The organism is Bordetella petrii (assembly GCF_017356245.1).
GTDB classification, from domain to species: Bacteria; Pseudomonadota; Gammaproteobacteria; order Burkholderiales; family Burkholderiaceae_B; genus Bordetella_A; species Bordetella_A petrii_D.
Genome location: NZ_JAFMZZ010000004.1, coordinates 1,079,473 through 1,100,037, shown reverse-complemented (window position 1 = coordinate 1,100,037; position 20,565 = coordinate 1,079,473). Strand labels below are relative to the sequence as shown.

Sequence of the window (20,565 nt, the reverse complement as noted above, 5' to 3'; positions counted from 1 at the left end):
GAGTGACAACTGACCCCGCGAAGGTTTGCGCCGGACGTACGCGTGGCTGGAAAGGAAGGGCCCCTTGCGGGGCCCTTCCACTTTTTACGGCAGGCAAAAGGGCCCGCGGAAACCGGACGCCTACAAGAACAGCCGGTAGGCCGGGTTGTCGGTTTCGTTCCAGTGCGGATAGCCCAGTTCGGCCACGAAGGTCTTGAACAGTTTCTTGTCCGACGGCGGCACCTGGATGCCGATCAGGATGCGGCCGTAGTCGGCCCCCTGGTTGCGGTAGTGGAACAGGCTGATGTTCCAGTCGGGGTTCATGGCGTTCAGGAAGCGCATCAGCGCGCCCGGGCGCTCGGGGAATTCGAAGCGGTACAGCAGTTCGTGGCTGGCCAGGGCCGAACGGCCGCCCACCATGTGGCGCAAGTGGGTCTTGGCCATTTCGTCATGGGTGAGGTCGAGCGTGTCGAAGCCGTTGCGGCGGAAATTGGCCGCGATTTTGTCGGACTCGGCCGGTGAGTTGACCTGCACCCCCACGAACACATGGGCGCGCTGGGCATCGGAAATGCGGTAGTTGAATTCCGTGACGCTGCGGTGGCCAACCAGTTCGCAGAAGCGGCGGAAGCTGCCGCGCTGTTCGGGCATGGTGACGGCGAACACCGCTTCGCGCATTTCGCCGACTTCGGCGCGCTCGGCCACGAAGCGCAGGCGGTCGAAGTTCATGTTGGCGCCGCAGGCGATGGCGACCAGGGTCTTGCCCTTGAGCTTGTGCTGGGCCGCATATTGCTTGGCCGCCGCCACCGCCATGGCGCCGGCGGGTTCGAGCACGCTGCGGGTGTCCTGGAAGACATCTTTGATGGCGGCGCAGATGGCGTCGGTATCGACCACCACGAAATCGTCGACATACTGGCGTGTCAGGCGGAAGGTCTCGGCGCCCACCATCTTGACGGCGGTGCCGTCGGAGAACAGGCCCACGTCGTTGAGCTGCACACGGCGTCCGGCGCGCACGCTGCGCAGCATGGCGTCGGAATCTTCGGTCTGCACGCCGATGATCTTGATTTCAGGCCGCAGCTGCTTCACGTAGGCCGCCACCCCCGACACCAGCCCGCCGCCGCCGATGGCGACGAAGATGGCGTCGATGGGGCCCGGGTGCTGGCGCAGGATTTCCATGCCCACCGTGCCCTGGCCGGCGATCACGTCGGGATCGTCGAAGGGGTGCACGAAGGTGAGCTTTTCTTTCTTTTCGAGCGTCTGGGCATGCGCGTAGGCATCCGAGAAGCTTTCGCCGGCCAGCACCACTTCGCCGCCCAGCCGGCGCACCGCGTCGATCTTGACCTGCGGGCTGGTGGTGGGCATGACGATGACCGCCCGGCAGCCCAGCCGGGCCGCCGCCAGCGCCACGCCCTGGGCATGGTTGCCGGCCGAGGCGGCAATGACCCCGCGGCTGCGCGCCGCCGGCGCCAGGTTGGCCATCTTGTTGTACGCCCCGCGCAGCTTGAAGCTGAACACCGCCTGGGTATCTTCACGCTTGAGCAGCACCGTGTTCGAAATTCGCTGGGACAGCAGGGGAGCGGATTCGAGAGGGGATTCGACGGCGACGTCGTAGACCTTGGAGGTCAGGATGCGTTTCAGATAATCGGCGGACATGGCGACGCAAAGAGCGGTGACAGAGGGGAAAAAGGCGTCAGGCAGAATATCACACGGGGCCTTTTATGCTTCTTGCGTTGTGTGCGAGCAGTCGTTCTTGCGCCTACCCACCGCGACTCGCGGCGGATCCTGTTCGCCATATCGCTGGGAAGGGCAGGGTTCTTGCATTTTTGGGCCGCCGGGTGGGGAAGGGGAAAAAACTTGTGGGGCCGGCGCGCGACGCCGCCCTGCGCGGCGCCGCGCGCCATTCAAATGGCAGCATGCGTGCCAATACAAGGTGTCAGGCTCCCGAAGGGTGCCTGACACCGTATGACGGAGACGGCCGTGGCGCGAGGCGGTGTCTGACACCCTGGCGGGAGTCAGACACCAGATATGCCACTGAACAGCAGCCTTGGCCTTCCGCGCTCTGAATGGCATTCGCGGCCGCGCTGGGCGGCCGCGAATGCCGGCCCCACAAGTTTTTTTTCCCTTCCCCGCCCGGCGGCCCAAAAATGCAAGAACCAGATCGCCCCAGCGACGCCCCGATCATCCTTTACTGCGAGTCGTGGCGTGGGGGCGCGAGTGCCGCGGCGCCTCGGGGCCGGGCCCGGGCGCGCGGGGCGCCCGGACGGCACCGTGAAGCCAAGGCGCTCGCGCCCCCACGCCGCGACGCCAGAAGAAAGACGACCCATCGCACAACCCGACCCCCGCCCGGAACCAGCTAAACTGCCGCCCATCATGGAACAAAGCCTGCTGAACGCTGTCCACTGGCTGCTGGCGCTGGTGGCCCTGCCCGAAATCGGGTTGCCGGCCATTTTCCTGGTCAGCGTGGTCTCGGCGACTCTGCTGCCGCTGGGTTCCGAGCCGGCGGTGTTCGGTTTTGTGAAGCTGGCGCCCGACATGTTCTGGCCGGCGGTGCTGGTGGCCACGGCGGGCAATACCGTGGGCGGCGCCATCAGCTACGCCATGGGCCTGGGCGCCCACCGGGCGCTTGAGCGCTGGCGCGAAAAGCACCCGCATCCGGCCGATGCCGGGGCGGAACACCCGTCCGGGCGTCCCGGCGGGCCGGCCGACCGCATGCGGGGCCGCTGGCACCTGCGCGCCCACGACTGGCTGCATCGCATGGGGCCGCCGGCGCTGCTGTTGTCCTGGCTGCCCGCCGTGGGCGATCCCCTGTGCGCGGTGGCCGGCTGGCTGCGCCTGGCCTTCTGGCCCTGCGTGCTGTACATGGCCATCGGCAAATTCGCCCGTTACACGGTCATGACCGCCGGCCTGCTGTGGTTCTTTCCCCAGCCCGTCTGAGCCGGGCGGGAAGGGGGCCGGCGGCCGGCCCGCACAATGTCATAAAATGATTCTTTAAGGGCCTATTCCCCGGTTGTCCATGAACGCCCCCCTCGCCAGCCAAATTCTGTCCGCGGCGATTCCGCCTGCAGCTACCGCGCGTTTGCGCGAAATTCCGTACAACTACACGTCGTTCTCCGATCGCGAAATCGTCGGGCGCCTGCTGGGCGACGATGCCTGGCAGTGGTTGTCCGATTTGCGCGGCGAGCGCCGCACCGGCCGTTCGGCCCGCATGCTTTATGAAGTGCTGGGCGACATCTGGGTGGTGCGCCGCAACCCCTACCTGCAGGACGACCTGCTCGACAACCCCAAGCGGCGCAAGCTGCTGGTGGGGGCGCTGCACCATCGCCTGGGTGAGATCGACAAGCGCCGCGACCCGGATTCACCCACCCCCGATGGCCATGACCCGCAGCGCGACGCCAAGGTGGTGGAACTGCTGGCGCGCGCGCGTTCGGCCGTGGCGGCCTTCGAAAGCGAGTTCGACCAGACCGGGCACCTGCGCAAGCAGGCCCAGAAAGTGCTGGGCCGCATCACCGCGCGCGACAACATCAAGTTCGACGGCCTGTCGCGGGTGTCGCACGTTACCGACGCCACCGACTGGCGCGTGGAATACCCGTTCGTGGTGCTGACGCCCGACAACGAGGCCGAGACCGCCGCCCTGGTGCGCGCCTGTATCGAGCTGGGCCTGACCATCGTGCCGCGCGGCGGCGGCACCGGCTATACGGGCGGCGCCATCCCGCTGACCTGGAAGTCGGCGGTCATCAACACCGAGAAGTTCGACAGCCTGGGGCCGGTCGAGTCCTGTATTTTGCCCGGGCTGGCCGAGCCGGCCGCCGTCATCCATGCCGGCGCCGGGGTGGTCACCAAGCGGGTGGCCGAGGCCGCCGAGCAGGCCGGCTTCGTGTTCGCCGTGGACCCGACTTCGGCTGAAGCCTCCTGCGTGGGCGGCAACATCGCCATGAACGCCGGCGGCAAGAAAGCCGTGCTGTGGGGCACCGCGCTCGACAACCTGGCCTGGTGGCGCATGGTCGACCCCGACGGCAACTGGCTGGAAGTGACGCGCCTGGAACACAACCTGGGCAAGATCCACGACGTGGACGTGGCGCGCTTCGAGCTGAAATGGTTCGACGGCACCGCGCAGCCCGGCGAAAAGCTGCTGAAAACCGAACAGCTCGAGATCGCCGGCCGCGTGTTCCGCAAAGAAGGGCTGGGCAAGGACGTTACCGACAAGTTCCTGGCCGGCCTGCCCGGCGTGCAGAAAGAAGGCTGCGACGGCCTGATCACCTCGGCCCGCTGGGTGTTGCACCGCATGCCGCGCCACACGCGCACGGTGTGCATGGAATTCTTCGGCCAGGCGCGCGATGCCATTCCGTCGATCGTCGAGGTCAAGGGCTACCTGGACGGCGAGGGCCGGGCGCGCGGCGCCATCCTGGCCGGGCTCGAGCACCTGGACGAGCGCTACCTGCGCGCGGTGGGCTACGCCACCAAGAGCAAGCGCGGCACGCTGCCCAAGATGGTGCTGATCGGCGACATCGTCGGCGACGACGAAGACGCCGTGGCGGCCGCCGCCAGCGAGGTGGTGCGGCTGGCCAACACGCGGCACGGCGAGGGCTTCGTGGCCGTCAGCGCCGAAGCGCGCAAGAAATTCTGGCTCGACCGCTCGCGCACCGCGGCCATCGCCCGGCACACCAACGCCTTCAAGATCAACGAAGACGTGGTGATTCCGCTGTCGCGCATGGGCGAATACACCGACCACATCGAGCGCATCAACATCGAGCTGTCCACCCGCAACAAGCTCAAGCTGCTCGACGCGCTGGACGCGTACCTGGCGGGGCCGCTGCCGGTGGGCAAGGCCGAAGACGCCGAAGACGAGATCACGCGCGCCGAGGCGCTGGTCGAACGCACCCGCCAGGCCGTCGACGTGCTGGCCCTGGTGCGCAAGCGCTGGCAGTGGCTGCTCGACAACCTGGACCTGCCGGTGCGGCAGGCGCTGCCCGACCTGCCCGGCCTGGGCATGACGCCGCTGCAGGGCACGCTGTCGGACCGCGTGGCCGCCCAGCCGCAGGCCACCCTGTTCAACGTGCTGCAGGACCGCACCGTGCGCGTGTCCTGGAAGACCGAGGTGCTGGCGTCCATGCAGGGCATCTTCTCGGGCGCCACGGGCAAGCACGTTCTCGAAGAGTTCAAGGCCATCCACGCGCGCGTGCTGAAAAGCCGCGTGTTCGTGGCGCTGCACATGCATGCCGGCGACGGCAACGTGCACACCAACATCCCGGTCAACTCCGACGACTACGAAATGCTGACCGAGGCGCACCAGGCGGTGGCCCGCATCATGCAGATCGCGCGCGACCTCGACGGGGTGATCTCGGGCGAGCACGGCATCGGCCTGACCAAGTACGAGTTCCTGACCGATGCCGAGCTGGCGCCTTTCCAGGAATACAAGCGGCGCGTCGATCCGCGCGGGCACTTCAACGCCGGCAAGCTGATGCCCGGCGCCGACCTGCGCCACGCCTGGACGCCCAGCTTCAACCTGATGGGCCATGAGTCGCTGATCATGCAGCAAAGCGACATCGGCGCCATTTCCGAGTCCATCAAAGACTGCCTGCGCTGCGGCAAGTGCAAGCCGGTGTGCGCCACGCACGTGCCGCGCGCCAATCTGCTGTATTCGCCGCGCAACAAGATCCTGGCCACTTCGCTGCTGGTCGAGGCCTTTCTGTACGAAGAGCAGACCCGCCGCGGCGTCAGCCTGAAGCACTGGGAAGAATTCGAAGACGTCGCCGATCACTGCACGGTATGCCACAAGTGCTACAACCCGTGCCCGGTGGACATCGATTTCGGCGATGTGTCGATGAACATGCGCGCGCTGCTGCGCCGCATGGGGCGCAAGTCGTTCAACCCCGGCACGTCGGCGGCCATGTTCTTCCTGAACGCCAAAGACCCGGCCACCATCAACGCCACCCGCAAGGCCATGGTGGGGGTGGGCTACAAGGCGCAGCGCCTGGCCAACGACGTGCTGTCCCGGTTCGCGCGCAAGCAGACCGCGCACCCGCCGGCCACGGTGGGCAAGCCGCCGCTGCGCGAGCAGGTGGTGCACTTCGTCAACAAGAAAATGCCCGGCGGCCTGCCCAAGCAAAGCGCCCGCAAGCTGCTGGACATCGAAGACGCCGACTACGTACCCATCATCCGCGACCCGAAGGCCACCACGGCCGACACCGAGGCGGTGTTCTATTTTCCGGGCTGCGGGTCGGAAAGGCTGTTCTCGCAAGTGGGCCTGGCCACCCAGGCCATGCTGTGGCACGCGGGCGTGCAGACGGTGCTGCCGCCGGGCTACCTGTGCTGCGGCTACCCGCAGCGCGGCAACGGCATGAACGACAAGGCCGAGCAGATCATCACCGACAACCGCGTGCTGTTCCACCGGGTGGCCAATACCCTGAACTACCTGGACATCAAGACGGTGGTGGTCAGCTGCGGCACCTGCTACGACCAGCTGGCCGGCTACGAGTTCGACAAGATCTTCCCCGGCTGCCGCCTGATCGACATCCACGAGTACCTGCTCGAAAAAGGCATCAAACTGGAGGGGGCCAAGGGCGTGCGCTACATGTACCACGACCCCTGCCACACGCCCATGAAGCTGCAGGATCCGATGAAGACCGTGCGTTCGCTGGTGGGCGACGGCGCCATCAAGACCGACCGCTGCTGCGGCGAGTCGGGCACGCTGGCCGTCAGCCGCCCCGACGTGTCCACGCAGGTGCGTTTCCGCAAGCAGGAAGAACTGCAGAAAAACCAGGCCGCCTTGCGGCAGGACGGCTACGCGGGCGACGTCAAGGTGCTGACCTCGTGCCCGTCATGCCTGCAGGGCCTGACGCGCTACGAGGGCGACACCGCCATGGAAGCCGACTACATCGTGGTGGAAATGGCGCGCCACATCCTGGGCGAGCAGTGGATGGAAGAGTACGTGCGGCGCGCCAACTCGGGCGGGATCGAGCGGGTGCTGGTGTAGCTTCCTGGTGTCAGGCTCCGCAGGTGCCTGATACCGCTGTGTGCCGGGGCCGTCTCAGGTTTGCGGTGTCTGACACCCTTCGGGAGTCAGACACCTGCGGGCACACACCTGCCGGATACCGCCGGCCGCTTCAATCCTGCGGCGCCGCCCGCACTTCGATGCCCGCCGCGCGCAGCGCGTCGCCCAGCGCGCGGGCGAATGCCACGGCGTTGGGCTGGTCGCCGTGCACGCACAAGGTGTCGGCCTGCACCGGCACGTCGCGCCCGCTTACCGAACGCACCACGCCTTCGCGCACCATGCGCAGCACCTGCGCCACCGAGGTCTCGACGTCTTCGATCATGGCGCCGGGCTGGCTGCGCGGGGTCAGCGAGCCGTCGTCCTGGTAAGAGCGGTCGGCGAATACTTCGTGGGCGGCGCGCAGGCCGAGGTCCTGCGCGGCTTTGACCAGCTGGCTGCCCGCCAGGCCGTACAGCACCAGGCCGGCATCGACGTCGCGCACGGCGCGGCAGATGGCCTGCGCCAGCGCGGCGTCTTTGGCGGCCATGTTGTACAGGGCGCCGTGGGCCTTCACGTGGTGCAGGCGCGCGCCTTGCGTGGCGGCCACCGCCGCCAGCGCGCCCACTTGCACCACCACCATGTCGTAGGCTTCTTGCGGCGTGATCTGCATTATGCGCCGGCCGAAGCCGACCAGGTCGGGCAGGCCGGGGTGGGCGCCCACCGCGACCTGCTTTGCGACGGCCGCCGCCACCGTCTTGCGCATGGTGGAGGGGTCGCCGCCGTGGAAGCCACAGGCGATGTTGGCCGAACTGACGAGCTGCAGCACGGCTTCGTCATTGCCCATGTGCCAGGCGCCATAGCTTTCGCCCATGTCGCAATTCAGGTCGATGGCGGAACTCATGCGGGTGTCCTCAAGTGAAGAGCAGGGCGCGCAGCGGGGCCAGCGCGTCCTGCAATTGGGCGAACGCGTCTTCGCGTTCGCCATCGAGCTGCTGCGCCTCGTCCAGTTCGATGCGGGCGAACCGCAGCGCCTGGCCTGGCCCGCGCTGGGCCAGGGCCGGCAGGTCGGCCGAGATGACCTGGGCCAGCTTGGGGTAGCCGCCGGTGGTCTGGCGGTCGGCCATCAGCACGATGGCCTGGCCGCCCGCGGGCACCTGCATGGTGCCATAGCTGGCCGCTTCGGACAGGATCTGGCGCGGGGCCGTCATCGACAAGGGCGGGCCGTCCAGCCGGTAGCCCATGCGGTCGGACTGGGCGCTGATGCGGAATTCGGCATGCAGCAAGTGGCCGTGCGAGTCGGCGTCGAACTCGTCCCAGTGTATGCCCGGCAGCACGCGCAGGTGGCGGCGCGGGTGCGCGGCCAGCGTGGCCGGCAGATAGATGCGCTGCTGCCACAGAGCCTGGGCCAGGCGCTCCAGCGCGGCCGGCTGGCCGGGCAGCGCGGCCGCGAGGCCGATCGAATCGCCGCGGGCCAGCGCGCGGCCCGCGTGGCCGCCGAAGCCGCCGCGCAGGTAGGTGCTGGTGCTGCCCATGACCGGCGCGAGCGCGTAGCCGCCGTGCACGGCCAGGTAGGCGCGGATGCCGCCGTCGGGCCGCGCCGCGCCGAATGCCAGCACGTCGCCGGCGCGCGCCACCAGCGGCCGGTGGCAGGGCGCCGCGGCGCCGTTCAGGGTAGCCTGCAGGTCGGCCCCGCCTATGGCGAAACAGGCGGGCGCCTCGAACCGCAGGGTTGGGCCGGCCAGAGTGATTTCCAGGGTGGCGTGGTCGGCTTCGTTGCCGGCCAGCAGGTTGGCCAGGCGGTGGGCGCGGGCATCCATGGCGCCGCACACGGGGACCCCCAGGTGCTGGCTGCCGGTGCGGCCGGTGTCCTGGAAGCTGGACAGCAGTCCGGGCCTGAGTACGGTGATGCTCATTGCGCGGCCACGCGCAGGCGCTTGAACTCGGCCGCAGCAATGGGCACGAAGCGCACCCTGTCGCCGGGTTGCAGCAGCGCGGCCGGATCGCGCGCGGGGTCGAACAGCGCCACCGGCGTGGCGCCGATGATGTTCCAGCCGCCCGGCAGCTGGCTGGGGTACAGCACGCTCTGGCGGTTGGCCACGGCCACCGAGCCGGCCGGCACGGCCGTGCGCGGCGAGGCCCGCCGCGGAATGTCCAGCCGCGCGTCGTGCACGCCCAGGTAGGGCGCGCCGGGGGCGAAGCCCAGCATGAACACCAGGTTGTCGGAGCCGGCATGCAGGCCGACGACCTCGTCGGCGGAAATACCCGCGTGGCGCGCCACGTCGTCCAGGTCGGGGCCGTATTCGCCGCCATAACAGACCGGTATGTCGATCCGGCGGCCCGCCTGCGCGTCAGCCGTGACGCCCTGGGCCAGTATGCGCTCGACCTGCCCGGCCAGTTGCGGATAGCGGGGCCCCTGGCTGCCGGCCGGCCGGTAGTGCACGGCTACGGCGACGAACGAGGGCACCACGTCGATGACTCCGGGCAGCCCGGCCTGGCGCAGCATGCGCGCCGCGGCCAGGCACAGGCGGCCGGTGTCGATATCGATGCTGTCGCCGAAATAAACCAGCAGGCAGCGGTCGCCCTGCGGCTGGATGCGCCAGGCAGGGGGAATGGAAGCGGGCGGGGGAGTGTTCAACGGCGCAACCGCCTCCGGACGGATTTACTTGGCAAACAGCGAATCCAGGTTCTTGAACGACTTGAATTCCAGCGCATTGCCCGACGGATCCAGGAAGAACATGGTGGCCTGCTCGCCCACTTCGCCCTTGAAGCGGACGTAGGGCTCGATGACGAACTTGGTGCCTGCCTTGGTCAGCTTGCTGGCCAGCGCTTCCCAGTCGCCCATGGGCAGCACGGCGCCGAAGTGGCGCACCGGCACGTCGTGCGAGTCGACCGAGCTGGTGGACTTGTGGCCGCATTCGTCGGGCGACAGGTGGGCCACGATCTGGTGGCCGTAGAAATTGAAATCGACCCATTCGGCCGAGCTGCGGCCTTCGGGACAGCCCAGCAGTTCACCGTAGAACGCGCGGGCTTCGGCCAGGTCGCGAACGGGGAAGGCCAGGTGGAATGGGGGCAGGGTGGCGGTTGCGGTCATGCAGGGCTCCGGATTCGGCAAGATTAAAACAAAAAGGACAAACCCGGGCTGCCGGGCGGCCAACGGCGGCCGGCAAGCGCGGGAACGGCATGGCTATCAGTTTAGCGATTGTTTTTTTGATCGAAAAACGATATTTTTTTGACCTGAGCAGAAAGAAAATCGATTGTGATCCGCGAATTCAAGACCTTCATCGCCGTGGCGCGCGACGGCACCTTTACCGGCGCGGGCCGCCAGCTGGGGCTGACGCAGTCGGCCGTCAGCGCGCAGATGCGCCGCCTGGAAGACTACCTGGGGGTGGCGCTGTTCGAACGCACCGCCAAGTCGGCGGCGCTGAGCGCGGCCGGCCGCGAGATGCTGCCGCAGGCCGAAGAGCTGGTGGCGCTGGCCGAGCGCATGGCCAGTTCGGCCGGCGCCGGCCATGTCAGCGGGCAGTTGCGCGTAGGGGCCATCGCGTCGGTGCAGCAGAGCCTGCTGGTCGACGCCCTGGCGCAGTTCCGCGACACGTTTCCCGACGTGCGGGTGCGCGTGGTGCCCGGGGTGTCGCTGTCGCTGCTGGGCCAGGTGGACGCGGGCGAAATCGACATGGCGGTGCTGATCCGCCCGCCTTTCGCGCTGCCGCCCGAACTGGCCTGGCGGCCGTTGCTGCGCGAACCGGTCCTGCTGGCCGCGCCCGCCGGGCTGCCCGCGCAGCCCTGGCGCGAACTGCTGGCGGGCCAGCCCTTCATTCGCTACGACCGCTCGTCTTTCGGCGGGCGCTTGGTGGACATGTTCCTGAAGAAGCACCGCATTGCCGTGCGCGAGGCCGTGGAGCTGGACGAAATGGAAGCCATCGCCAACCTGGTCAGGCGCGGCCTGGGCGTGGCGCTGTTGCCGCGCACCCGGCAGTTCGATGCCACGGGCCTGCGCCTGTACGACCTGGGCGAAGCCGGCTTCAGCCGCGACATCGGCCTGGTGGCGCGCCTGCCGCACGATCCCGCCTCGCTGGCGGGGCACCTGGCCGAATGCCTGCTGCAGGCCGCGCAGGGGCGCGGGGCTGAAGGCGCCTGAGCTCGCCGCGCGGACCCGGTGTCAGGCTCCGCAGGTGCCTGACACCGTTGTGTGCCGAGGCTGTCTCAATGGCCCGGTGTCTGACACCCCCTGACGGGAGTCAGACACCGGGTCGGCAGGTCTCGACGCCTGGCATCGTTCCGCTACGCCAGGTCGCAGCGCACGGTGATGGGGTGGCTGCGCAGCGCCGCCATGACGGTGTCGCTGACCTGGCCGTCCACATCGGTGATCACATAGCCGATTTGGCCGCGGGTCTGCAGGCTCTGGCTGACGATGTTCAGGCCCTGTTCGGCCAGCAGGCTGTCCAGCGCGCCCAGCGCCCCGGGGGCGTTGCGGTGCATGTGCAGGATGCGGGCCGCGCCCACCCGTTCCAGGTAGGGCAGCTCGGGGAAGTTGACGGCGCTTTTGGTGGTGCCGGCCTGCAGGAAGCGCACCAGTTTCTCGGCCACTTCGCGGCCGATGTTTTCTTGTGATTCCTGCGTGCTGCCGCCGATGTGCGGCGTGAGCAGCACGTTGGGCATGCCGATCAGCGGGCTGGCCAGCGGTTCATCGACGCTCTTGGGTTCGGTGGGAAACACGTCCAGCGCCGCGCCCGCCAGGTGGCCCGAGGCCAGCGCCGCATGCAGCGCTTCGATGTCGACTACGGTGCCGCGCGAGGCGTTGATCAGGATGGCGCCGCGCCGCATGCGGGCCAGGGCATCGGCGTTGATGATGTTCTCGGTGCTCTTGCCGCCGGGCACGTGCAGCGTAACCACGTCGGCCTGTTCCAGCAGCTCGTTCAGCGAGCCGGCCGCGCGGGCGTTGCCCAGCGGCAGCTTGGCTTCCACATCGAAGAACACCACGCGCATGCCGATGCTTTCGGCCAGCGTGCTGATCTGCGAGCCGATGTTGCCGTAGCCGATGATGCCCAGGGTCTTGCCGCGCGTCTCGAAAGCGCCGGCGGCCGACTTGTCCCAGTGGCCCAGGTGCACGCGGGCGTTCTTTTCGGGAATGCGGCGCAGCAGCAGGATGGCTTCGCCCAGCACCAGCTCGGCGACCGAGCGTGTGTTGGAAAACGGCGCGTTGAACACCGGCACGCCGCGCTGCATGGCGTTGTTCAGGTCGACCTGATTGGTGCCGATGCAAAAGCAGCCCACCACGCGCAGGTCGGGCGCCGCGGCCAGCGCGTCGGCGTCGAGGTGCGTGCGCGAGCGGATGCCCGCCAGCTGCGCGCCGCGCAGGGCTTCATGCAGTTCGGCCGGCGGCAGGGCCCCGGCATACGTGGCGATATCGGTGTACCCGGCGGCGGTGAAAACTTCGCGCGCGCTGGGGTGGATGTTCTCGAACAGGACAATCTGGGCCATGGGTGCGACAGCAGGGAAAGTGAATGGGAATCTTTCCCTTATTGTGGCGCAGTTTGCCGCCAGGGCGGGCAGAGGCCATTTGGCCGGTGTGGCGATCAGGCGGCCACTACCCGTTCGGCCGGAAAGTGCAGGGCGAAGATGCTGCCCTTGCCGACTTCGCTGGTGATCAGCAGTTCGGCGTCGTGGCGGATGGCGATGTGCTTGGTGATGGCCAACCCCAGGCCGGTGCCGCCGGCGGCGCGCGAACGGCCCCGGTCGACCCGGTAGAAGCGCTCGGTCAGCCGCGGGATATGCAGCGCCGCGATGCCGATGCCGGTGTCCTGCACGCTGAAGCGCGCGCCGCCGTCGGCCTCGCCGTGCCAGTGCACCGTGATCTTGCCGCCGTCGGGCGTGTAGCGCACGGCGTTGGTCAGCAGGTTCGAGATGGCCGAGGCCAGCTCGGTTTCGGCGCCCAGCACATCCAGCGATTCGTCGATATGCCAGGTAAAACTGTGGCGCCCCGCCGACAAGGCCTCGATCTGCTGGCGCGTGGTCTGCAACAGGCTGGGCAGGTTGACCGCGCGCGGGTCCGTGCCGGGCGACGATTCCAGCGTGGACAGCGTCAGCAGGTCTTCCACGATGGCCTGCATGCGCTGGGCCTGTTCGTGCATCATGCCCATGTACTGGTCGCGCTGTTCGGTGCCCAGCGCTTCGGCCGGCATGTCGCGCAGTGTTTCCAGAAAGCCGGCCAGCACGGTCAGGGGCGTGCGCAGTTCGTGCGAAACGTTGGCGACGAAGTCGCGCCGCGTGGTTTCGAGCTTCTCGATCTGCGTGACGTCGCGCGAGATCAGCAGCCGCCGGTTGCTGGCATAGGCCGCCAGGTGCATCATCATGACGCGTTCCTGGCCGCCGTGCGCCAGCCGCACCAGAATGGGCTCGGGCCAGTCGTCGCGATGCGCGTAGGCCACGAATTCGGGCGCGCGCAGCAGGTTCAGCAGATTGTGCCCGCGGTCTGCGGGCAGGCTCAGGCCCAGGTGGTGGCGCGCCACGCGGTTGCACCATTCGATCTGGAAATCCTCATTCAGCGTCACCACGCCGTCGGGCAGGGCTTGCGCGGCCGCCAGCATGCCCTGCATGGTGCCGCGGGTTTCGGCCAGTTCGCGCGAGCGGGCCCGCGTGTAGCGGTACAGCGGCGCCAGGATGTCGTCCCAGGGGCCCACCGAGGCCGGCGGCGAGGTCTCGGGGTGGTGCGCCCAGTGCGACACCGCGCGCAGCCGCCAGCTGCGCCAGAACAGCATGGCCAGCAAGGCCACGCAGAACACCACCCAGCCGGCCGGGTCGCCGGCCAGCCATTGAATGAACAACGCCACGATCGCCCACAGGGCGACCAGGAACAAAGTGCGCAGCCAGATCATCGTGGCGATGTTTTACCGTGCCGGGACCTGTGCAGTAAACCGGTAGCCGCTGCCGCGCACGGTTTCGACGTGCGCGTCGTGGCCCGAGGGCTCCAGCGCCTTGCGCAGGCGGCGGATGTGCACGTCGACGGTGCGTTCTTCCACGAAGACGTGGTCGCCCCACACCTGGTCCAGCAATTGCGAGCGCGAGAAAACCCGCTCGGGGTGGGTCATGAAGAAATGCAGCAGGCGGAACTCGGTCGGGCCGATCGACAGCGACTGCTCGTTGCCCGACAGTCGGTGCGTGACCGGATCGAGCTTCAGCCCGCTGACATCGATGATGTCGTCGGTGAGCTGGGGCGCCCGGCGCCGCAGCACCGCCTTGATGCGCGCCATCAGTTCCTTGGGCGAGAACGGCTTGGTGATGTAATCGTCGGCGCCGGCTTCCAGGCCGTCGACCTTGTCCTGCTCGGCGCCCTTGGCGGTCAGCATGATGACCGGCACGGCGCGGGTGCGCTCGTCGTCGCGCAGTTTGCGCGCCAGGGTCAGGCCCGAGGTGCCGGGCAGCATCCAGTCGAGCAGGATCAGGTCGGGCAGTTCCGCGCGGATCAGGGTCTGGGCCTGTTCAGCGTCGAAAGCGCGCAGGACTTTATGGCCGGCGAACGAAAGGTTGACGGCGATGAGTTCCTGGATGGCGGGTTCGTCTTCGACAACAAGAATGGTGCTGGACATGGCGGTGGAGGCTGGCAGTGGGCGCCATGGGCGGCGCGAACATTGCGATAGTATGGCCGGAATATTTCAGGTATGTGACCGCTGGCCAGGTCGCTGCCCGGGTGTGGGGCTCCCGCGGCCCCCGATCGGCTACCATTGCCCCATACACCGGGGTTTCCATCATGCAACAACATTCCACGCCTTCTTCCGATCCGGACGCCAGCACCACGCACTTCGGGTTTCAATCTGTCCCCGAAAACGAGAAAGCCCGCAAGGTAGCCGAGGTTTTCCACTCGGTGGCGTCCCGCTACGATGTCATGAACGACTTGATGTCGGGCGGGCTGCACCGTGCCTGGAAGGCATTCACCATCGGCCGCGCCGCCATCCGGCCGGGCATGAAAGTGCTGGACATCGCCGGCGGCACGGGCGACCTGGCCAAGGCGTTCGCGCGCCGGGCCGGCGCCTCGGGCGAAGTATGGCTTACCGACATCAACGATTCCATGCTGCGCGTGGGGCGCGACCGCCTGACCGACGCCGGGCTGCTGCTGCCCACCGCCGTGTGCGACGCTGAACGCCTGCCGTTTCCGAATGGGTATTTCGACCGGGTCAGCGTGGCATTCGGCCTGCGCAACATGACCCACAAAGACCGGGCCCTGGCCGAGATGACCCGCGTGCTCAAGCCGGGCGGCAAGCTGCTGGTGCTGGAATTTTCGCGGGTGGCCAAGCCGCTGGCGCCGGTATACGACTGGTACTCCTTCAATATATTGCCCTGGCTGGGCAAGAAAGTGGCCGGCGACGAAGCCAGCTACCGCTACCTGGCGGAATCCATCCGCATGCACCCCGACCAGGACACCCTGGCTGACATGATGCGCACCGCCGGCCTGGAACGGGTGCAGTATTTCAACCTGACCGCCGGCGTCGTCGCCCTGCACGAGGGCGTGCGGCTGGGCTGAACGCCCGGCCGCGGGAACTTGTCGCCCGCCGGCTTGTCCGTTATTCTTCAGGTATTCAGTTTTCTGTAAGAAACCTGGCCAGAAAAAATGCCGGCCGCGCCGCGGCCCGGCGGCGTCCCCCTGATTAGGGGCGCCATTGCGCTCAAGGAGTCACGCAATATGTCCCGTCCCGGATTCACCCGGCTGCTCGCCGCTGCGCTGATCGCTGTCGCCGGAACCGCCATGCTGGCGGTGTCGTTCGACGCCGAGGCCCGCCGCATGGGCGGCGGCAGCAGCTTCGGCCGCCAGTCCACCAACATTACCCAGCAGCGCCAGGCCACGACGCCGTCCACCAGCACGACCACCACCACCAACCGGTCCACGGCGCCGGCCACGGGTACCGCCGCCGGCACCGCCGCCGCGGGCACGGCCGCCAAGAGCGGCATGTCGCGCTGGCTGGGCCCCATCGCCGGCATCGCCGCCGGCCTGGGCATTGCCGCGCTGCTGTCGCACCTGGGCCTGTCGGGCGCCTTCGCCGAATTCCTGTCCAGCATGCTGCTGATCGGGCTGGTGGTGTTCGCGGTGCTGTTCATCGTGCGCCGCCTGCGCGGCGCCGGCCCGCGCCATGCCACCCAGGGCGCCTACGGCGCCGGCTCGGCGCGCCAGGACGACGCTGGCCAGAGCCCGCAGCAGCCCCTGTGGCGCCAGTCGCTGGGCGCCTCGGCCGGCACGGCGCCGGCCGCCGCGCCGGCGGCGGCGGCAGCCCCCGCCGCCTCGCTGCCCGCCCAGGGCGACGACGACAACTGGTATATCCCTGGCGATTTCGATTCCACCGAGTTCCTGAAAAAGGCCAAAGAGCAGTTCGTGCAAATCCAGGCCATCTGGGACAGCGGCGATACCGACCGCCTGCGCGAATTCCTTACCGACGACCTCATCGCCGAACTGAAGCAGCAACTGGCCGAGCGCGGCGCCGCGCCCAACCAGACCGAAGTGGTGCTGCTCAACGCAGAAATGCTGGGCATCGAAACGGTGTCCGATGGCCACCTGGCCAGCGTCCGCTTCTCCGGCATGCTGCGCGAGGCCCCCGGCACCGAGGCCTTCCGCTTCGAAGAAGTCTGGAACCTGTACAAGCCCCAGCAAGGCGGCTGGCTGCTGGCCGGCATCCAGCAGATTCCCATCGAATACGCAAGCTGACGGCCGCCGGGCGCCATCCGCGCGCCCGGCCGTGCATGGCCTGCCGCCCCGCGCGCGGGGCAGGCGCGCGCCCGACCCGGTAAACTCCGGGTTTGTCCGTTTAATCGGCCGGGCCCGCGGCAGGCAGGCCCGCCCCGCATCGATGCTGCCCTTCTCTGTATTGCCCACTCCTCCGCGTCTGGCGGTTCGCGCGCTGAATGCCTTGCTGGCGCGCGAAGCCTGGGCGCGTGAACGCCTGGCGCGCCATGCCGGCAAGACTGTGCGTTTTGCGGTGGGCGGCTTCACGGCCGGCCTGGCCGTCAACAGCGAAGGCTACGCCGACCTGGCCGACACGGCCGTGGTGCCCGACGTCACCCTTACCGTCGATCCGGCCAAGTTCAATCCGCTGCGCCTTTTGCCCGGCCAGGACAGGCCCGACGTGGCCGAGGCCACCCATATCGAAGGCGACGCCGCGCTGGCGCGCGTGGTGGCCGATCTGGCCGCCAGCCTGCGCTGGGACCCCGAAGACGACCTGGCTCGCGTGGTGGGCGATATCCCGGCGGCGCGCCTGACGGCGGGCGCGCGCGCGGCCGGCGAGGGCATGCGCGCCGCGGCGGCCAGCCTGGGGCGCAACGTGTCCGAGTACCTGGCCGAAGAGCGTGGCGTGCTGGCCGGCGCGCCGCTGCTGGCCCAGTGGCGGCAAGACCTGGCCGAACTCGGCGCCCGCGGCGACGCCGTGGCGCGCCGGGCGGCCGACCTGGACGCGCGGCTGGCCCGCCTGGCCCGGCAGCGAGGCGCCTGAAGCCATGCCCAGTTTCCTGCGCGTGCTACGCATTTTGTATGTGGCGTTCCGGTTCGGCCTGGACGACCTGGTGCTGTCCAGCCTTGACCACCCGCTGGCCAACGGCCTGCGCTGGCTGATCCGGCTTGGCATGCGGCCGCGCGCCCCGCGCGGGCTGCGGCTGCGGCGGGCGCTCGAATCGCTGGGCCCGATTTTCGTGAAGTTCGGCCAGGTGCTGTCGACCCGGCGCGATCTCATCCCGGCCGACATCGCCGACGAACTGGCGCTGCTGCAAGACCGCGTGCCGCCGTTCCCGTCGGCGCAGGCGGCCGCCAGCATCGAGGCCGCGCTGGGCGCGCCGCCCGCCCAGCTGTTTGCCCAGTTCGACGTCGACCCGGTGGCTTCGGCATCGATCGCCCAGGTGCACTTCGCCGTGCTGCACGACGGGCGCGAAGTGGCCGTGAAGGTGCTGCGCCCCGGCATGCGCCAGGCGATCGAACGCGACCTGTCGCTGCTGCGCATCGTGGCGCGCATCGTCGAGCGCACCGGCCCCGACGGCCGCCGTCTGAAGCCGCGCGAAGTGGTGGCTGAGTTCGACAACTACCTGCACGACGAGCTCGACCTGGTGCGCGAGGCGTCCAACTGCAGCCAGCTGCGGCGCAATTTCGATGCCGCATCCGGGCGCGGCGACCTGCTGATCGTGCCCGAGGTCATCTGGGAATACACCGCTTCCACGGTGTTCACCATGCAGCGCATGTACGGCATTCCGGTGGGCCAGATCGACCGCCTGCGCGCCGCGGGCATCGACATTCCCACGCTGGCGCGCAGTGGCGTCGACATTTTCTTCACCCAGGTGTTCTCCGACGGTTTTTTCCACGCCGACATGCACCCGGGCAACATTTATGTGTCCGACCGGCCCGAGACCCTGGGGCGCTATATCGCGCTGGACTTCGGCATCGTCGGTTCGCTGTCCGAATTCGACAAGAACTACCTGGCGCAGAATTTCCTGGCCTTTTTCCACCGCGACTACCGGCGCGTGGCGCAGCTGCACATCGAGTCGGGCTGGGTGCCGCCGGACACGCGCGAAGAAGAGCTCGAAGGCGCCGTGCGCGCGGTGTGCGAACCGTATTTCGACCGTCCGCTGGCCGAGATCTCGCTGGGGCAGGTGCTGCTGCGGCTGTTCCAGACCTCGCGCCGCTTCAATGTCGAGATCCAGCCGCAACTGGTGCTGCTGCAGAAAACCCTGCTCAACGTCGAAGGCCTGGGGCGCCAGCTGGATCCCAACCTCGATCTCTGGAAGACCGCCAAGCCCTATCTGGAAAACTGGATGCGCCAGCGCATGGGCCTGGACGGCCTGCGCAAATCGCTGGCCAAAGAAGCCACGCAATGGTCGCAGATGCTGCCGGCCTTGCCGCGGCTGATGCACGAGCAGCTCAGCCGGCCCGACGTGGCGCCGCAGCTGCTGCTCGAAATGACCCGCCTGCGCCAGGCGCAGGAACAGGGCAACCGCCTGCTGGCCGCCTTGGCGGCCGTGCTGGCCTTGGCAGTGGGGGTGGCCCTGTGGGCCCTGACCCGCTGACCTGTCGCACCGCCGTGTCATGAATTCGTCACCAGACTGTCATGACAGTTTCGTACGGCGAGGCGATAAATAACCCTGCGCGATAGCGTGCAGGGCCCGGGCCGTGACAGCACGGCGTTTGTTTGAAGTCATAAGGCCCCACGCGGGACCAACAAGGGTACACCATGCTTTATCCTGAACTCTTCAAGACCATGGAAGCCGTACGCTGGAACATGGCAAGCGACATCCCCTGGGATGACTTCGACCGCAGCAAGCTGTCGGACGAGCAGGCATACACCATCAAGATGAATGCCATCACCGAATGGGCGGCGCTGCCGGCCACCGAAATGTTCCTGCGCGACAATCGCGGCGACAGCGATTTCTGCGCATTCATGTCGGTATGGTTCTTCGAAGAGCAGAAGCATTCGCTGGTGCTGATCGAATACCTGCGCCGCTTCTGCCCCGAACTGGTGCCCACCGAGGAAGAGCTGCACAAGGTGCGCTTCGAATTCGACCCGGCGCCCGAGCTCGAGACGCTGATGCTGCACTTCTGCGGCGAGGTGCGCCTGAACCACTGGTACCGCCGCGCGGCCGACTGGCATACCGAGCCGGTCATCAAGGCCATCTACCAGACCATCTCGCGCGACGAGGCCCGCCATGCCGGCGCCTACTTGCAGTACATGCGCCGCGCCCTGCACGACCGCGGCCAGCGCACCAGCGAGCAGGCCCGGCTGTCGTTCTCGAAAATCGGCGTGCTGATGGCCTCGGCCAGCCGCACGGCCCAGGCTATGCACCCCACCAACCTGCATGTGAACAAGGCGCTGTTCCCCAACGACACGGTGCAGTCGCGCCTGCCCGAGCCGGGCTGGCTGGAGCACTGGCTGGATACGCAGATCCGCTTCGACGGCGCCTGGGAACAGAAAGTGGCCAGCCGCATCCTGCACATCCTGTCGTCCCTGATGGGCCGCAGCTTCGAGTCGGTGAAAGACCTGAACCGCTACCGCAAGGAAATCGCCGGCCTGGCCGCGGCGGGCGCGCAGCCCGAGCTGATCGTTCCGGCCGGCGCCTGAGGCGCCGCCGGCGGGCGTGGGCGGCGGTATGGCGGCGTACAATCGCCGCATGCCTGCCGCCCGTTTCGAATCCAAGATCCTGTCCCGCCAAGCCTGCGCCGCGGCCATTGCCCAGGGCACGCTGCCCCGCCCGCTGGTGTTCACCAACGGCGTCTTCGACATCCTGCACCGCGGGCATGCCACCTATCTGGACCAGGCCGCGCAGCTGGGCGCCACGCTGGTGGTGGCCATCAACACCGACGACTCGGTGCGCCGGCTGGGCAAGGGCGCCGACCGCCCCCTGAACCGCCAGGAAGACCGCGCCGCGCTATTGGCGGCCCTGGGCTGCGTCAGCGCGGTGACCTGGTTCCATGAAGACACGCCGGTCGAGATCATCGGCGAACTGCGCCCCGACCTGATCGTCAAGGGCGGCGACTACGACATGGAAACCCTGCCGGAAACCGCGCTGGTCAAGACCTGGGGCGGGCGCGCGCTGGCGATTCCGTTTGAGTTCGAGCGGTCGACGACTTCGCTGGTGAAGAAAATCCGCGGCTAGGCGGT

The 20,565-nt window shown here is 68.2% G+C and carries 17 protein-coding genes; 9 read left to right on the top strand and 8 right to left on the bottom strand.

Annotated elements, in window-relative coordinates; all coding sequences use genetic code 11:
- Positions 1–120: 120 nt before the first annotated feature.
- The gene (gene ilvA, locus J2P76_RS23280) at positions 121–1,674 is read right to left on the bottom strand and encodes a threonine ammonia-lyase, biosynthetic (protein WP_278253217.1); all 1,554 of its coding nucleotides are present in this window, start codon (positions 1,672–1,674) and stop codon (positions 121–123) included.
- Between the two features lie 672 nt (positions 1,675–2,346).
- Between ilvA and J2P76_RS23275 the strand changes: the two genes are divergently transcribed.
- Complete coding sequence (locus tag J2P76_RS23275; RefSeq protein WP_207410475.1) at positions 2,347–2,910, top strand: YqaA family protein; 564 nt, start codon at positions 2,347–2,349, stop codon at positions 2,908–2,910.
- Between the two features lie 79 nt (positions 2,911–2,989).
- A complete protein-coding gene (locus J2P76_RS23270) occupies positions 2,990–6,949 on the top strand; it encodes a DUF3683 domain-containing protein (protein ID WP_207410474.1) in 3,960 nt (1,319 codons plus the stop codon).
- 130 nt (positions 6,950–7,079) lie between these two features.
- On the opposite strand, the gene J2P76_RS23265 is transcribed toward J2P76_RS23270, so the two are convergent.
- Genes J2P76_RS23265 through J2P76_RS23250 form a run of 4 tightly spaced genes read right to left on the bottom strand, consistent with a single transcriptional unit; the run spans position 7,080 to position 10,037 of the window.
- Positions 7,080–7,847 (bottom strand): LamB/YcsF family protein, encoded by a 768-nt coding sequence (locus J2P76_RS23265; RefSeq protein ID WP_207410473.1) that lies wholly within the window; start codon positions 7,845–7,847, stop codon positions 7,080–7,082.
- Between the two features lie 10 nt (positions 7,848–7,857).
- Complete coding sequence (locus tag J2P76_RS23260; RefSeq protein ID WP_207410472.1) at positions 7,858–8,859, bottom strand: biotin-dependent carboxyltransferase family protein; 1,002 nt, start codon at positions 8,857–8,859, stop codon at positions 7,858–7,860.
- The gene (pxpB, locus tag J2P76_RS23255; RefSeq protein WP_207410471.1) at positions 8,856–9,581 is read right to left on the bottom strand and encodes a 5-oxoprolinase subunit PxpB; all 726 of its coding nucleotides are present in this window, start codon (positions 9,579–9,581) and stop codon (positions 8,856–8,858) included. The genes J2P76_RS23260 and pxpB overlap by 4 nt, the downstream gene beginning before the upstream one ends.
- 24 nt (positions 9,582–9,605) lie before the next feature.
- Positions 9,606–10,037 (bottom strand): VOC family protein, encoded by a 432-nt coding sequence (locus tag J2P76_RS23250; RefSeq protein ID WP_207410463.1) that lies wholly within the window; start codon positions 10,035–10,037, stop codon positions 9,606–9,608.
- A 165-nt stretch (positions 10,038–10,202) separates the two neighbouring features.
- On the opposite strand from J2P76_RS23250, the gene J2P76_RS23245 reads away from it, so the two are divergent.
- The gene (locus J2P76_RS23245) at positions 10,203–11,084 is read left to right on the top strand and encodes a LysR substrate-binding domain-containing protein (protein ID WP_207410461.1); all 882 of its coding nucleotides are present in this window, start codon (positions 10,203–10,205) and stop codon (positions 11,082–11,084) included.
- 143 nt (positions 11,085–11,227) lie between these two features.
- Here the strand turns inward: J2P76_RS23245 and serA are convergent, their stop codons facing one another.
- The 3 genes from serA to phoB form a co-directional block, all read right to left on the bottom strand.
- Positions 11,228–12,427: a phosphoglycerate dehydrogenase gene (gene serA, locus J2P76_RS23240; protein WP_207410459.1), complete on the bottom strand. Its 1,200-nt coding sequence runs from the start codon at positions 12,425–12,427 to the stop codon at positions 11,228–11,230.
- A gap of 95 nt (positions 12,428–12,522) precedes the next feature.
- Entirely contained in the window at positions 12,523–13,821 is a 1,299-nt protein-coding gene (gene phoR / locus J2P76_RS23235; RefSeq protein WP_207410457.1) for a phosphate regulon sensor histidine kinase PhoR, read from the bottom strand.
- Between the two features lie 12 nt (positions 13,822–13,833).
- The gene (phoB, locus tag J2P76_RS23230) at positions 13,834–14,532 is read right to left on the bottom strand and encodes a phosphate regulon transcriptional regulator PhoB (protein WP_207410455.1); all 699 of its coding nucleotides are present in this window, start codon (positions 14,530–14,532) and stop codon (positions 13,834–13,836) included.
- A 161-nt stretch (positions 14,533–14,693) separates the two neighbouring features.
- On the opposite strand from phoB, the gene ubiE reads away from it, so the two are divergent.
- The 6 genes from ubiE (at position 14,694) to J2P76_RS23200 (ending at position 20,560) form a co-directional block, all read left to right on the top strand.
- Entirely contained in the window at positions 14,694–15,464 is a 771-nt protein-coding gene (ubiE, locus tag J2P76_RS23225; RefSeq protein WP_207410453.1) for a bifunctional demethylmenaquinone methyltransferase/2-methoxy-6-polyprenyl-1,4-benzoquinol methylase UbiE, read from the top strand.
- Positions 15,465–15,623: 159 nt separating this feature from the next.
- Positions 15,624–16,637, top strand: coding sequence for a Tim44 domain-containing protein (locus tag J2P76_RS23220; protein ID WP_207410451.1), 1,014 nt, complete (start codon positions 15,624–15,626; stop codon positions 16,635–16,637).
- 142 nt (positions 16,638–16,779) lie between these two features.
- Positions 16,780–17,418 carry a ubiquinone biosynthesis accessory factor UbiJ gene (locus J2P76_RS23215; protein ID WP_207410449.1) on the top strand — a complete coding sequence of 213 codons (639 nt, stop codon included), beginning with the start codon at positions 16,780–16,782 and terminating at the stop codon, positions 17,416–17,418.
- 4 nt (positions 17,419–17,422) lie between these two features.
- Positions 17,423–18,976, top strand: coding sequence for a ubiquinone biosynthesis regulatory protein kinase UbiB (gene ubiB / locus J2P76_RS23210; protein WP_207410447.1), 1,554 nt, complete (start codon positions 17,423–17,425; stop codon positions 18,974–18,976).
- A gap of 164 nt (positions 18,977–19,140) precedes the next feature.
- Positions 19,141–20,025, top strand: coding sequence for a ferritin-like domain-containing protein (locus J2P76_RS23205; protein WP_207410445.1), 885 nt, complete (start codon positions 19,141–19,143; stop codon positions 20,023–20,025).
- 49 nt (positions 20,026–20,074) lie between these two features.
- Positions 20,075–20,560 carry an adenylyltransferase/cytidyltransferase family protein gene (locus J2P76_RS23200; RefSeq protein ID WP_207410444.1) on the top strand — a complete coding sequence of 162 codons (486 nt, stop codon included), beginning with the start codon at positions 20,075–20,077 and terminating at the stop codon, positions 20,558–20,560.
- The last annotated feature ends 5 nt before the right edge of the window (positions 20,561–20,565 follow it).

What these genes read in the sequence shown, in the direction of transcription:
- J2P76_RS23250 (WP_207410463.1), bottom strand. Translation starts at nt 10,037, where the DNA reads ATGACCGCAACCGCCACCCTGCCCCCATTCCACCTGGCCTTCCCCGTT.
- J2P76_RS23270 (WP_207410474.1), top strand. Translation starts at nt 2,990, where the DNA reads ATGAACGCCCCCCTCGCCAGCCAAATTCTGTCCGCGGCGATTCCGCCT.
- phoR (WP_207410457.1), bottom strand. Translation starts at nt 13,821, where the DNA reads ATGATCTGGCTGCGCACTTTGTTCCTGGTCGCCCTGTGGGCGATCGTG.
- J2P76_RS23215 (WP_207410449.1), top strand. Translation starts at nt 16,780, where the DNA reads ATGCTGCCCTTCTCTGTATTGCCCACTCCTCCGCGTCTGGCGGTTCGC.
- J2P76_RS23265 (WP_207410473.1), bottom strand. Translation starts at nt 7,847, where the DNA reads ATGAGTTCCGCCATCGACCTGAATTGCGACATGGGCGAAAGCTATGGC.
- J2P76_RS23275 (WP_207410475.1), top strand. Translation starts at nt 2,347, where the DNA reads ATGGAACAAAGCCTGCTGAACGCTGTCCACTGGCTGCTGGCGCTGGTG.
- ubiB (WP_207410447.1), top strand. Translation starts at nt 17,423, where the DNA reads ATGCCCAGTTTCCTGCGCGTGCTACGCATTTTGTATGTGGCGTTCCGG.
- serA (WP_207410459.1), bottom strand. Translation starts at nt 12,427, where the DNA reads ATGGCCCAGATTGTCCTGTTCGAGAACATCCACCCCAGCGCGCGCGAA.
- J2P76_RS23220 (WP_207410451.1), top strand. Translation starts at nt 15,624, where the DNA reads ATGTCCCGTCCCGGATTCACCCGGCTGCTCGCCGCTGCGCTGATCGCT.
- phoB (WP_207410455.1), bottom strand. Translation starts at nt 14,532, where the DNA reads ATGTCCAGCACCATTCTTGTTGTCGAAGACGAACCCGCCATCCAGGAA.
- J2P76_RS23200 (WP_207410444.1), top strand. Translation starts at nt 20,075, where the DNA reads ATGCCTGCCGCCCGTTTCGAATCCAAGATCCTGTCCCGCCAAGCCTGC.
- ubiE (WP_207410453.1), top strand. Translation starts at nt 14,694, where the DNA reads ATGCAACAACATTCCACGCCTTCTTCCGATCCGGACGCCAGCACCACG.
- J2P76_RS23205 (WP_207410445.1), top strand. Translation starts at nt 19,141, where the DNA reads ATGCTTTATCCTGAACTCTTCAAGACCATGGAAGCCGTACGCTGGAAC.
- J2P76_RS23260 (WP_207410472.1), bottom strand. Translation starts at nt 8,859, where the DNA reads ATGAGCATCACCGTACTCAGGCCCGGACTGCTGTCCAGCTTCCAGGAC.